Origin of the sequence: Kocuria sp. UCD-OTCP, assembly GCF_000349605.1 — a bacterium.
Classification (GTDB): domain Bacteria; phylum Actinomycetota; class Actinomycetes; order Actinomycetales; family Micrococcaceae; genus Kocuria; species Kocuria rosea.
The window spans coordinates 12036-25190 of sequence record NZ_AOSQ01000027.1; the positions used below are offsets into that span (position 1 = coordinate 12036).

The 13155-nt window shown below is 74.8% G+C and carries 9 protein-coding genes; all 9 read right to left on the reverse strand.

Translation table 11 applies throughout. The features are described from left to right. Positions 1 to 212: 212 nt before the first annotated feature. Positions 213 to 1379, reverse strand: coding sequence for a cell division protein FtsQ/DivIB (locus tag H488_RS28970; protein WP_017833684.1), 1167 nt, complete (start codon positions 1377 to 1379; stop codon positions 213 to 215). Continuing rightward, complete coding sequence (murC, locus tag H488_RS28975) at positions 1379 to 2782, reverse strand: UDP-N-acetylmuramate--L-alanine ligase (protein WP_017833685.1); 1404 nt, start codon at positions 2780 to 2782, stop codon at positions 1379 to 1381. Before murC ends, H488_RS28970 begins: the two co-directional genes overlap by 1 nt. Continuing rightward, a complete protein-coding gene (gene murG, locus H488_RS28980; protein WP_017833686.1) occupies positions 2772 to 3899 on the reverse strand; it encodes an undecaprenyldiphospho-muramoylpentapeptide beta-N-acetylglucosaminyltransferase in 1128 nt (375 codons plus the stop codon). The genes murC and murG overlap by 11 nt, the downstream gene beginning before the upstream one ends. Beyond that, positions 3896 to 5131 carry a putative lipid II flippase FtsW gene (gene ftsW / locus H488_RS28985; RefSeq protein ID WP_017833687.1) on the reverse strand — a complete coding sequence of 412 codons (1236 nt, stop codon included), beginning with the start codon at positions 5129 to 5131 and terminating at the stop codon, positions 3896 to 3898. Before ftsW ends, murG begins: the two co-directional genes overlap by 4 nt. Continuing rightward, on the reverse strand, positions 5128 to 6654 hold the full coding sequence (murD, locus tag H488_RS28990; RefSeq protein WP_017833688.1) for a UDP-N-acetylmuramoyl-L-alanine--D-glutamate ligase: 1527 nt from the start codon (positions 6652 to 6654) through the stop codon (positions 5128 to 5130). The genes ftsW and murD overlap by 4 nt, the downstream gene beginning before the upstream one ends. Beyond that, positions 6651 to 7766, reverse strand: coding sequence for a phospho-N-acetylmuramoyl-pentapeptide-transferase (gene mraY / locus H488_RS28995; protein ID WP_017833689.1), 1116 nt, complete (start codon positions 7764 to 7766; stop codon positions 6651 to 6653). Before mraY ends, murD begins: the two co-directional genes overlap by 4 nt. Further along, complete coding sequence (locus H488_RS29000; protein WP_017833690.1) at positions 7763 to 9364, reverse strand: UDP-N-acetylmuramoyl-tripeptide--D-alanyl-D-alanine ligase; 1602 nt, start codon at positions 9362 to 9364, stop codon at positions 7763 to 7765. The genes mraY and H488_RS29000 overlap by 4 nt, the downstream gene beginning before the upstream one ends. Continuing rightward, a complete protein-coding gene (locus tag H488_RS29005; RefSeq protein WP_017833691.1) occupies positions 9361 to 11010 on the reverse strand; it encodes a UDP-N-acetylmuramoyl-L-alanyl-D-glutamate--2,6-diaminopimelate ligase in 1650 nt (549 codons plus the stop codon). Before H488_RS29005 ends, H488_RS29000 begins: the two co-directional genes overlap by 4 nt. 90 nt (positions 11011 to 11100) lie before the next feature. After that, positions 11101 to 13101 carry a peptidoglycan D,D-transpeptidase FtsI family protein gene (locus tag H488_RS29010; RefSeq protein WP_017833692.1) on the reverse strand — a complete coding sequence of 667 codons (2001 nt, stop codon included), beginning with the start codon at positions 13099 to 13101 and terminating at the stop codon, positions 11101 to 11103. Positions 13102 to 13155 lie beyond the last annotated feature (54 nt).

Genomic DNA, 13155 nt, shown 5'->3' on the forward strand with positions numbered 1-13155 from the left:
GAGCCGTTTCTCAACCTTCTATCGAAGGTCGAATCTCATGCCGTCAGCTGCTCCCCCGGCGGGTTCGATGTCGGGGTCAAGCCTAACAACGACGGGGACCACCTGCACGACAAGCCATACCGCTTTCGACACTTTTCGCCAAAACCGCAGGTCGTGCTGCGTTTCGGCCGCACTCTCGACCTCTGGTGGAACGTGAGGCCCGGTGTCGCCCCTCAGCGCACCACGGGGCGGGTCGGGCTCGACACGTCGTAGGTCTCGACGCCGCTGCCGGCGCCGCGCGCCTCGACGAGCTCCCGGAGGACCTGCGACTTGAGCTCGCTGTCCTCGGCGGTGCCCCAGACGACCGTGCGGCCGTCGGTGAAGGCCAGCTCCACCGAGGACAGCGACTCGGCCGAGGCGGTGCGCAGCTGGGCGAGGACGGACTCCGGGAGGGCGGCCAGCACGTCCGCGATGGCCTCGAACCGTTCGCCCTCGAGCACGTCGCGCCCGCCCGTGACGACGGGGACGCCCGCCTCCTCCGCGGAGCCGGCGGTCATCAGCTCCACCCCTTCCGAGTCGACGACCACGAACTCCCCGTCGTCCTCGATCGCGGCCACGGGCACGCGCTCGCGCAGCGCGACCACGAGGTGGTGCGGGGGCTCGAGCAGGACCTCGATGGAGCGGACCTGCGGGATCCGCCCCACCCGCTCCCGCACCTCGTCCTTGGAGATCCGCGTCAGCGGGACGCCCCGGTAGGCGTCGAGCGCGGACTCGACGCGAGCCGGGTCCGTCAACTCCGCGCCGCGCACCGTGATGTCCCGCACGGCCAGCGCCGGGGAGAGGAACAGGACGCCGGCGAGCACCGCGAGGGCGGCGAGCACCCCGAGGACCGCGCCGATCCGCCGGCGCCGGCGCCGCGCCCCCGGTGAGGCGGGAAAGGCCACCACCGTGGCTCCCACGGCTGTGGCCCCCACGGCCGTGGAACCGGCCCGCGGGGGCTCCTCCACCGGGGGGAGCCGGGAGGCGGTGAGCGTGCGGGTGGCGGCGCGCTCCTGCCGGTGCCGCCGCCAGGCGCTGAAGCGCCCGCCGGCGGCCGGGACCTCCTCGAGGTCGTCCTCGTCGGCCAGGGGCGTGACCTTGGTCCCGTCGTTCACGCGCACGCGCACGCGCCCGCCCTCCGGCGCGGCCGCGCCGGAGGCGGTGCTCCCGGACCGCGGCGGGCCCCCGGGGCCGGCCGGCGGTCCGGGGTCGCGCTCGGGGGCGGTGCCCCGCTCGGGGGCGGGGCCCGCGGTGGTCTCCGGCACGGGCCCGTCGGCGGGCCCGGGAACGCCGGAGTCCCCGGCGGAGTCCCCGGCCGGGTCCCCGAAGCGGGGCTGGTGCGGGCGGCCGTGCCGGCTCATCAGCGGGCTCCGAGGCGGTCCACGAGCCGGGGCCCGAGGGCGGTGACGTCCCCGGCGCCCACCGTGAGCACCAGGTCCCCGGGGCGTGCGGCCGCCGCGGCCTCTGCGACCGCGTCGGCGCCGTCCGGCACGTAGCGGACGTGGGCGGGGGCGCGGTCGGTGACGATCCGGCTCGTGAGGCCGTCGACGGGCTGCTCCCGCGCGGCGAAGATGTCGATGACGAGGGCCTCGTCGGCCAGCGCCAGGGCGTCGGCGAACTCGGCCGCGAACTCGCGCGTGCGGGAGAACAGGTGCGGCTGGAAGATCGCGATCACCCGGTGCCCGGACGCGACCTCCCGCGCGGCCGTGAGCGCCGCGACCACCTCGGTCGGGTGGTGGGCGTAGTCGTCGAAGACCCGGACCCCGTCCACCTCGCCCCGCAGGTCGAAGCGCCGGGCGGAGCCGTGGAAGCCGGCCAGCCCGCGCACCGCGTCCGCGGGCGGGACGCCGGCCTCGACGGCCACGCAGAAGGCGGCGGTCGCGTTGAGGACGTTGTGCCGGCCCGGCACCACGAGCTCGAGCCGCTCCTCGCGGCGGTCGGCGCCCTCGCCCAGGAGCAGGGTGCTGGTGGTGCGCAGCCCGTCGGCCTCCCCGGGGAGCACCCGGACGTCGGAGCCCGGGTCCGTGCCGTAGCTGACCACCCGTCCGCCGGCGGACCGGTGGCGCTCCGCGAGCGCCCGGGAGCCGGGGTCGTCCTGGCAGGCCACGAGCAGCCCGTCCGCGGGCAGGGTCGCGGCGAACTCGTCGAAGGCCCGGTAGAAGGCCTCGCGGGAGGCGTAGTAGTCGAGGTGGTCGGGCTCGATGTTCGTGACCACGGCGATCCGCGGACCGTACGCGAGGAAGGAGCCGTCCGACTCGTCGGCCTCGGCCACGAACCACGGGCCCGTGCCGAGGGCCGCGTTGGAGCCGAGGTCGGCCACGTGCGCGCCGATGGCCCAGGAGGGCTCCAGCCCGGCGGTGTGCAGCGCGAGCGCGGCCATGGCGCTCGTGGTCGTCTTGCCGTGCGTGCCGGCCACCGCCACGACCGCGCGGCCGTGCATCGCGGCCGCGAGGGCCTCGGAGCGGTGCAGCACGCGCAGCCCCGCGGCCCGGGCGGCGGAGTACTCGGGGTCCTCGGGCGGGATCGCGGTGGACACGACCACGGTCTGCGCCCCGTCCACGTGCTCGGCGCGCTGGCCCACGTGCACGGTGGCGCCCAGGTCCTGGAGCTGGCGCAGCGCCGGGGAGTCCTGGCGGTCGGAGCCGCTGACCGGGACCCCGCGGGCGAGCATCAGCTTGGCGACGGCGGACATCCCCGCGCCGCCCATCCCGATGAAGTGGACCCGGCCCAGCAGGGCGGGGTCGGTCTCGTGCTCAGCGCTCAACGGGGACCTCCTCGAGGATCATCCGTGCCAGCACGGTGTCGGCGTCGCGCACGCCGTGGGCGCGGCTCGCGGCGGCCATCGCGGCGAGGCGGCCGGGGTCGGCCAGCAGGGGGTGCACGTTCCGGCGGTACCAGTCGGGGGTGAACGCGTCGTCGGCGACGAGCTGCGCCGCGCCGGCCGCCACCAGGGAGGCGGCGTTGAGCGCCTGTTCGCCGTTGCCGACGGGCAGCGGGACGAACACGGCGGGCAGGCCGACGGCGGCGACCTCCGAGACGGTCGCGGCGCCGGCGCGGGCCACGAGCAGGTCCGCGGCGGCGTAGACGCGCTCCATGCCGTCCACGTACTCGACCTGCACGTAGCCGGGGGCGCTCAGCGGCGCGCCGTCGTCCCGGGTGAGCTGCTTGCCCCGGCCGGTGACGTGGAGGAGCTGGTAGCCGCGCGCGGCGACCTCCCCGACGACGCCGGCCACGGTGCGGTTCATGGCGAGGGCGCCCGAGGATCCGCCGGTGACCACGACGGTGGGCAGGTCGGGGTCGAGCCCGAAGGACCGGCGGGCCTCGGCGCGCAGCGCCTCCCGGTCCAGGTGGGAGATCTCCCGGCGCATGGGCATGCCGACGGTGACGGCTCCGCGCAGCGGGGTGCCGGGGAACGCGGCGGCCACGGTCCTGGCCCAGCGCGCGCCGACCCGGTTGGCCAGACCGGGGCGGGCGTTGGCCTCGTGCACCACGATGGGCAGCCCGCGCCGGGCGGCGGCGAGGTAGACGGGGGTGCAGACGTAGCCCCCGACGCCCAGCACCACGTCCGGCCGGACGCGGTCGAGGATCTCCCCGGCCTGCCGCACGGCGCCGAGGAGCCGTCCGGGCAGCCGGACGAGGTCCACGGAGGGCCGGCGGGGCAGCGGGACCCGGTCGACGAGCTCGAGCTCGAGCCCGGCCTGCGGGACGAGCCGGGTCTCCATCCCGGACGCGGTGCCCACCGCCGTGAGGCGGGCCGCCGGGGCCTGCTCCCGCAGCGCGGCCGCCACGGCCAGGAGGGGGCTGACGTGCCCGGCGGTGCCCCCGCCGGCCAGCAGGACCGACGGCGCGGGGCCTCCGGTGGTGGGTTCGGACGGTGTCATGCGCGATCCTCGTTCGGGGTGCGGGGGCGGGGGGTGCGGGTGGGGACCTGGATCCGGCGCGGCAGCCGGGTGAAGGACATCACGACGCCGACGGCCGCGAGGCTCATCAGCAGCGACGACCCACCGTAGCTGATGAACGGGAGGGGGACGCCGATCACGGGCAGCACCCCCGTGACCATGCCGATGTTGATGAACGCCTGGCCGACCAGCCAGGTCACGATGCAGGCGGTGGCGATCCGGACGAAGCCGCTGCGGGCGCGCAGGATGACGCGGGCCATCGCCAGGGCCATGACCGCGAAGAGGGCGAGGATCAGCACCGTGCCCAGCAGGCCCAGCTCCTCGCCGATGATCGAGAAGATGTAGTCGTTGTGCGCCTCGGGGACGTAGTTGTACTTGAGCCGGGACTGGCCCAGCCCCACGCCCCACCAGCCGCCCGAGGCGAGGGCGTTGAGCCCCTGCTGGGACTGGTAGCAGGCGTCGGTGGCGCCGCACTCGCCGAACAGCCAGCCGGTGATCCGGTCCACGCGGTGGGGCGCGGTGACCACGGCCAGCGTGCCGACCAGCGCGGCCCCGGCGGCCGCGATCGCGAACAGCCGCAGCGGCGCCCCGGCGAAGAACAGGGCGGCCCCGTAGATCAGCACGAAGACGAGGGCCGTGCCGACGTCGTCGCCCAGCACGATCATCGCGGCGGGGATCCCGATGCCCAGCCCGGACGGCCACAGGGCCTGGCGCCAGTCGCGCACGGCGTCGCCCTGCCGGGCCAGGACCATGGCCAGCCAGATCGCCACGGCGAGCTTGGCGGCCTCGGAGGGCTGGAAGGTCTGCCCGCCCACCACGATCCAGTTCCGGTTGCCGTTGATCTCCTGTCCGAGCGGGGTGAAGACGAGCATGAGCAGCAGCACGGCGAGGACCAGCAGTCCGGTGGCGCCCCGGCGGTACCAGGCGGTGGGCACGAAGGACAGCGCGAACATCAGGACCACGCCGATCCCCCCGAAGGTGGCCTGCTTGACGAAGTACGAGTACGCGGACTCCTGCGCCGAGATCGACTCGACCGCCGAGGCGGAGAGGACCATCATGATGCCGATGGCCGTGAGCAGCAGCACGGAGCCGGCCAGCGCGTAGTAGGAGTGGATGAGGGGGCCGTCCACGAGGGCACGCCAGAAGCGGCGCGCCCCGCCCAGGGAGCCGCGGGCCGTCTCCGCGAGCCCCGCCCGGTCCTGCAGCTGCGTCACGAGAGCCGTCCCACGAGGTCCGCGACCTCCCGGACGAACGCGTCACCGCGGTGGGCGTAGGAGCTGAACTGGTCCATCGAGGCGGACGCCGGGGCCATCAGCACCGTGTCGCCCTTCCGGGCGACCTCGTGGGCGAGCCGCACCGCCTCGCCCATCACGGCGTCGCCCGCCGCGGGGCCGGGACGTTCGGCGGTCCGCAGGACGGGGACCTCGGGGGCGTGCGCGGCGAGCGCGGCCAGCAGCGAGTCGTTGTCCGTGCCGATGAGCACCACGGTGCGCAACCGGCCGGCGTGCCGGGCGACGAGCCGGTCGTAGGAGACGCCCTTGGACAGGCCGCCGGCGATCCACACCACGGAGTCGAACGCGGCCAGGGCGGCGTCGGCCGCGTGCGGGTTGGTGGCCTTGGAGTCGTTGATCCACAGCACGCCGTGGGTCGTGGCGACGGCCTGGATCCGGTGGTCGCCGGGCTCCCAGGCGCGCAGCCCCTCCCGCACGGCCTCCGGCGGGGCGCCGGCCGCCCGGGCCAGCGCCGCGGCGGCCAGCGCGTTGGCCACGCCGTGGGGCGTGGGGAGGGGGCCGGTGTCGGTGATGGAGGCGAGCTCGAGGGCGGAGCCCCGGCGGTCGTCGAGGAAGGCGCGGTCCACGAGCAGGTCCTCCACGACGCCGAGCATGCTGACGTCCGGGGTCTCGAGGGTGAAGCCCACGGCGCGGCAGCCCTCCTCGACGTCGGCCTCCTCGACCATGCGCACGGTCTCGGCCTGCTGGGCGTTGTAGACGCACGCCACCCGGGTGTGCTCGTAGATGCGGGACTTGTCCGCCACGTAGTTCTCGTAGCCGCCGTGCCAGTCCACGTGGTCCTCGGCCACGTTGAGCACCACGGACGCCAGCGGCGACATCGAGGACGTCCAGTGCAGCTGGAAGCTGGAGAGCTCCACGGCGAGGACGTCGTGCTCGACCGGCTCGCGCAGCGCGTCCAGGATGGGGGTGCCCACGTTGCCGACGGCGGCCGCGGTGAGCCCGGCGGCCTGCAGCATCGACGCGGTCATCCCGACCGTGGTGGTCTTGCCGTTGGTCCCGGTGATGCACACCCACTCGGCGGTCCTGCGCCCGGCGCGCTCGCGCACCCGCCAGGCGAGCTCCACGTCGCCCCAGATCTGGACGCCCTCGGCGGCCGCGGCGGCGAGCAGGGGGTGGTCGGGCCGCAGCCCCGGGGACGTGACGACCAGGTCGGGGCGCTCGCCCTCGACGTCGGGCACGGCCCCCTGGGCGGCCTCCCCCAGCAGGACGTCGGCGGCGCCCACGATCCGCAGGGTGTCGGCCTTCGCCCGGTTCTCCGGGGTGTCCGCCCCGTCGACGACGACGACGCGGGCGCCGAGCTCGATCAGGGTGTCCGCGGCGGCGAAGCCCGACAGGCCGATGCCGGCGACGACCACGCGCAGCCCGGCCCAGTCGGCGTCCCACGTGGTGAGCCCGGCCAGGCGCGGCCGGTCCAGGACGGGGTTGTCGTTGCTCGCGTGGATCATTGGATCATTCCTCCGTGGGAGAGCAGCCAGTCGCCGTAGAAGACGCCGAGCGCGGCCGCGACGAACAGCCCGGCGATGATCCAGAAGCGGACCACGATGGTCACCTCGTTCCAGCCCTTGAGCTCGAAGTGGTGCTGCAGCGGCGCCATCTTGAAGATGCGCTTGCCGCCGGAGAGCTTGAAGTAGCCGACCTGCAGGATGACGGAGACCGTGATGATCACGAACAGCCCGGCGATGAGCACCAGCAGCAGCTCGGTGCGGGTGAGCACCGCGAACGCGGCGAGCGCGCCGCCGAGGCCCAGCGATCCCGTGTCGCCCATGAAGATCTTCGCCGGGGAGGTGTTCCACCACAGGAAGCCCACCAGGGCCCCGACCAGCGCGGCGGCGGTGAGGGCGAGGTCGGCGGCGTCGCGCACCTCGTAGCAGACCCCCTCGGCCACGGCTCCGCACAGGTGGGTGTTCTGCCACATGGCGATCAGCAGGTAGCCGCTGAACACGAGGATGGACGCCCCGGTGGCGAGGCCGTCGAGGCCGTCGGTGAGGTTCACGGCGTTGGTCGTGGCGGTGGCGATCAGGTTCACCCAGATCACGAAGAGGACGGCCCCGACCGCGGTGCCGGCGAAGGCGAGGTCGAGGGCGGTGTCCCGGGTGATGGAGATCGCCGAGGACGCGGGGGTCGTGCCCTGCGGACCGGGCACGAGCAGCACGAGCAGGGCGAAGGCGGTGCCGATGAGGCCCTGCAGGACGATCTTGCCCACGGGGCTGAGCCCGAGGTTCTGCTTCTTGGCGATCTTCTTGTAGTCGTCGATGAACCCGACGAAGCCCATGCCGAGCATCAGCAGCAGCGCGGAGAGCCCGGAGAGGGTGACGCCCCCGTAGGAGGGCCACAGCACCCCGGAGATCAGGTGCGTGAGCGCGTAGGCGACCACCACGGAGCCGAGGATCGCCACGCCGCCCATGGTGGGCGTCCCGCGCTTGGTGTGGTGGCTGGTGGGCCCGTCGTCCCGGATGAACTGGCCGTAGCCGCGCCGGGCGAGGAACTTGATGAAGGCCGGGGTGCCGAAGAGGGACAGGACCAGGGCGAAGCAGGCCGCCATGAGGATCTGGATCATGCCGGCTCGTTCCCGTCCGCGGAGGGGCCCGGGGTGGTGGGCCTTCCGTTCGGGTCGAGGGAGGCGTTGACGAAGGGACCGGCCGAGCGCCAGTGGTCGCCGCGCGCCGGGGCGTCGTTGCCCGGGGCGGGTCCGCCGGCGCCGTCCCCGGCGTCGGCCGCGACCCGGTCCCCCAGCACCCGGAGACCGGCGGCGTTGGAGGACTTGAAGAGCACGATGTCACCGGGAGCGAGCTCTTGGCGCAGGATCTCCTCGGCGTCCTCCGCGGTCGCCGCCCAGGTGGCCTCGTTGCCCCACGAGCCCTCGAGCTGGGCGGCGTCGTAGACCGGGCGGGCGAGGTCGCCCACGGCGATCAGCTTGGAGATGTTGAGCCGGACCACCATGCGGCCCAGGGCGTCGTGCTCCTCGATCGTGCTGTCGCCGAGCTCGAGCATGCCCCCGAGCACCGCCCAGGTGCGGCGGGGCGCGGACCCGGCGGAGCCGCGGCCCAGCTGGGCCAGGGTCTGTAGCGCGGCGCGCATCGACTGCGGGTTGGCGTTGTAGGCGTCGTTGACCACCGTGACGCCGTCGGCCCGCTCGGTGCGCTCCATCCGCCACCGGCTCGCGGCGCCCTGGGCGTTGAGCGAGGCCGCGATCCGCTCCGGGGCGACCCCGGCCACGAAGGCCGCGGAGGCGGCCGCGAGCAGGTTGGAGACGTGGTGCTCCCCGATGAGCCGGGAGACGATCCGGTGCGCGGAGCCGTCCGGGAGGTGCAGGAGGAACTCCGGGCTGCCGCCGGGCCCGAGGCGGATCTCGGAGGCGTGCACCCGGGCGGCCGGGACGTCCGGCAGCGCGTTCGACGGGGACTCCCCGAAGAACAGCACGGGCGCGGCGGTGCGACGGTGCATCTGGCGGACCAGGGGGTCGTCGTCGTTGAGGACCGCCACGCCGTCGGCCCGCAGGGACTCGACGAGTTCGCCCTTGGCGCGGGCGATGTTGGCGACCCCGCCGAACTCGCCGGCGTGGGCGGAGCCCACGCACAGCACCACCCCGATGTCGGGGCGGACCATCCGGCACAGGTAGTCGATGTTGCCGATCCGGGTGGCGCCCATCTCGATGATGAGGAACCGGGTGTCCGGCTCGGCCTCGAAGACGGTCAGCGGCACGCCGACCTCCCCGTTGTACGAACCGCGGGGCGCGACCGTGGGACCCTCCGCGGCGAAGATGCCCCGCAGGAGGTCCTTGGTGGTCGTCTTGCCGACGGATCCGGTGACGGCGATGACCTTCACCTCGTGGTCGGCGCGCAGCTGGGCCACGACCCAGGCGGCCAGCCGGCCCATCGCCTCCACCACGTCGGGGACCAGCACGCCCGGGTAGGTGACCCCCGCGGCGTCGGAGACCTCGTGCTCGACGAGGGCGAGGACGGCGCCGGCGGCGAAGGCCGCGCCCACGTACTCGTGGCCGTCGGTGACCTCCCCCGGTTTGGCGACGAACAGCGTGCCGGGACGCGCCTCGCGGGAGTCGGTCGCGACGTGGCGGACGACGGGCGCCGCGGCGGCGGCGCCGACGGCGCGCCCGCCGGTGATCTGCGCGAGCTGTGCGGCGGTGAGGTCGATCATCGGTTCTCCCAACGGTCCTGCTGCCCGTCGGCCAGCGCGGCCCGCAGCTCTTCCCTGTCGTCCAGCGGGTGGTCCACGCCCCGGATCTCCTGGACCGTCTCGTGCCCGCGGCCGGCCACGAGCACGGAGTCGGTGCGCCCCGCCATGGCCACCGCGGCGCGGATGGCCACGGTGCGGGGCTCGAGCACGAGCACCTCCTGGGCCCGGGCGCCGGCGTCGCGGGCCGCGAACGCCCCGGCCGCGACCTCGGCGCGGATCGCGCCGGCGTCCTCGTCGTGCGGGTCGTCGTCCGTGATGATCACCACGTCCGCGTGGCGGGCGGCGATCTCCCCCATGACCGGGCGCTTGGAGCGGTCCCGCTCCCCCGTGGCGCCGAAGACCACGATCACGCGGCCCTCCTCGTCCGGCGGTTCGACGGCGGCGAGCGCGCGGCGCAGGGCGTCCGGGTTGTGCGCGAAGTCGACGACGGCGGTGGGCTGCGTGCCGATGAGCTGCATCCGCCCCGGCACGTCCGTGGTGAGGGGGTCCGCCTCGTCGAGGACGCGCTGCACGTCGGCGACGTCGACCCCGGAGGCCACGACCATGACCACGGCGAGCGCGGCGTTGGCCACGTTGAAGTCGCCCGGCAGGCCCGTGGACACGCGCAGTGTGCGGCCGTCCCGGTGCCGCAGCGCGAAGGAGTGCCCGATCCCGCGGCGGGTCAGGCTGGTCAGCGTCCAGTCCGCGCCGTGCCGGCCCGGTCCGGCGTCCCGGTCCCCCGGCACGCCGCCGCGCAGGGCGATCGTGTCGACGAGGTCCGGGCCGAGCCGCTCCCGCGCGTGCTCGGCCATCCGCAGGCCCCAGACGTCGTCCTCGTCCTGGACCACGACGACGGCCCGGCGGGTCCGCTCCGGGGTGAGCAGCTGGGCCTTGACCGCGAAGTACTCGTCCATCGACCCGTGCAGGTCGAGGTGGTCCTGGGTCAGGTTGGTGAACCCGGCGACGTCGAAGCGGACGCCGTCCACCCGGTGGAACTGCAGGGCGTGGGAGGAGACCTCCATGGACGCCGCCGTGATGCCGCGCTCGCGCATGAGCGCCAGCAGCGCGTGCACGTGCGGGGCCTCCGGGGTGGTGAGCCGGGAGGGGATCGACTCGTCGCCGGCGAGGATCTCGATGGTCCCGATCAGGCCCGTGCGCCGGCCCAGGGCGCGGAGCACCGAGTTGGTGAAGTAGGTCGTGGTCGTCTTGCCGTTGGTGCCGGTCACCGCGAACAGGGCCGGGGCGGTCCCGTCCTCCGGCCGGGAGCCGTAGACGCGTGCGGCGATCGCCCCCACGGACCGGCGGGGGTCCGGGGCCTCGACCACGGGCAGCCCGATGCCGGCGTCCCGGAGGATTGCGGCGCCCTCGTCGTCGGTGAGCACCGCGGCGGCGCCGGAGCGCTGGGCGGCCGCGCCGAAGCGGGCGCCGTGGGTGCGGGCGCCGGGCAGCGCCGCATAGAGGTCCCCGGGGCGCAGCTCCCGGGAGTCCAGGGAGATGCCGGTGACCTCCACCGCGCGGGACGGCGCCGTCCCGCCCGCGAGCCGGGCGGTCTCCGCGAGGCTCAGCGGCCGGGGGCGGGCGGGGCGCATCGTCTGCGCGTCGTGTCCCTGCTGGGCTGTCGCGTCCATCAACGTCCTTCGTGGTCTGGGCGGCGGGTGGGTGGTCCGCCGGGAGCGGGGGCGGTCCCGGGGGGTGGCCGGGCACGGCGATATGGAAGTCTAGTCGCCCTCGTCGGCCCGCCGGGACGCCTCCGGGGCGGTCCCGCCGGTCCCGGCGGCCCCGGTCCCGGCCGCGGCGTCGACCCCGGCGCCGGCCTCCGTGTCGGCGGCGGGCCCCTCCTCGGCGTCGGCCGGGGCGTCCGCCCCGGTGCTGCCGTCCTCGGGTGCCTCGACACCCGGCGGGGTGTCCACCGGCGCCGTCTGCTCGCTCTCGTCCTCCTCCGGATCGTCCGTGCGCAGCGGGATCCGCACGGGCTCGGTGGTGGAGGGCGGGACGTCGTAGTGGCGCAGCACCTGGCCCATGATCTTGCTGAAGGTGGGGGTGGTGCCGATCGCGCGGACGTCGCCCTGGGGGCGCTGGAGCGTGACCGCCACGAGGTACTGGGGGTCCTCGACGGGGGCGACGCCCACGAAGGAGGTGGTGTACCCGTCGTAGCCGCCCTCCGGGCTGGGGGCCTCGGCGGTGCCGGTCTTGCCGCCCACCCGGTAGCCCTCCACGGCGGCCTCCTTGGCGCCGCCCTGGGTGACGGTGACCTCCATCATGTCGAGCACCTGCTCGGCCGTCTCCTCGGAGACGACCCGCTCGCCCTCGGGCCGCTCGACCGGGGTGCTGGTGCCGTCGGGGGCGACGACGGACTCGACGACCCGGGGCTCCACCTGGACCCCGCCGTTGCCGATGGCCTGGAAGATCGTCGCCGTGCGCAGCGGGGTCTGGGCGACGCCCTGGCCGAAGAGCACGGTGTACTGCTGGCGCACGTCCCACTGGTCCGCGCTCGTGAGGATGCCGGGCGACTCACCGGGCAGCTCGATGCCCGTGGTCTCGCCGACGCCGAAGCGCTGCATCCACTCGTGGCGCTGCTCCGGGGCGAGCTTGCCGCCGACCAGGACGGTGCCGGTGTTCATCGAGTCGGCGATGATCCCGGTGAACGTGCGCCGCTGCTCGCCGTGGTCGAAGGCGTCGGTGATCTTCTGCCCGTCGATCTCCAGGAACGGGGGCACGGTGATCTCCGTGCGGGGCGTGGCCACGCCCTCCTCCACGGCGGCCGCCGCGGTGAGGATCTTCTGGGTGGAGCCGGGTTCCACGGCCTGGGTGACGGCCCGCGCCCCCAGGTCCTCCGCCTCGGCGGAGCCGATGTCGTTGGGGTCCACGGTCGAGGAGTCGGCCAGCGCGAGCACCGCACCGTCCTCGATCCGCATGACCACGGCCGTGCCCCACTCGGCGTCCAGCTCCTCGGCGCGCTCGGTGACGGCCTGCTGGGCGAAGAACTGGACGTCGCTGTCGATCGACAGCTGCACCGAGGAGCCGTCCTCCACCGGGCTCTCCTCCTGGGGCGCCACCGGGATCCGCACGCCGTCGGCGCTGATCTCGAAGGTCCGGCTCCCGTCGGTGCCGCGCAGCAGCTCGTCCTGGGTCTGCTCGATCCCGCCGAGCGCCTCGTCGTCCCCGCCCATGAAGCCGACCACGCTGCCGCCCACCGGGCCGTTGGGGTAGATGCGGTCGGAGGACGGCTGCCCGTACACGTAGGGCAGGCCGAGCTCGCGCACGGTGTTCCACTGCTCGGGCGTGACCCCGCGGGCCACGTACTCGAACTGCTTGTCGCCGTCGAGGGCGTCCTTGACCTCGGTGTCCTCGAGCTCGAGGGCGTCGGCGAGCTGGTACACCGCCTGCGTGGGGGTCACGGTCTCGGTGGTGCCGTCGGCCAGGGGACGCTCGAACTCGCGCACCAGGGACTGGTCGACCGTGACGTCGTAGCGCTGGAGCGTGCGGGCCAGGACGTTGCCGTGGGTGTCGCGGATCTCACCGCGCAGCGCGGGCACCACCTCCGTTCGGGACCGCTCGCCGGCGGCGGCCTCCGCCCGGCCTGCGACGTCGAAGCCCTGCACCCACACGAGCCGGATCCCGAGGACCACGAGCAGGCCGAGCACGAGGACCACGCCGATGTGGCTGCGTCCGATGCCGCGGGCGCGGGGGGCGTCGGACGTCGAGCGTGCGCGTGCCACGTGTCTGCCTCGTTCCTGGTTGCGACTGGGAGATGTCCGGGGGGCTGCTGCCGG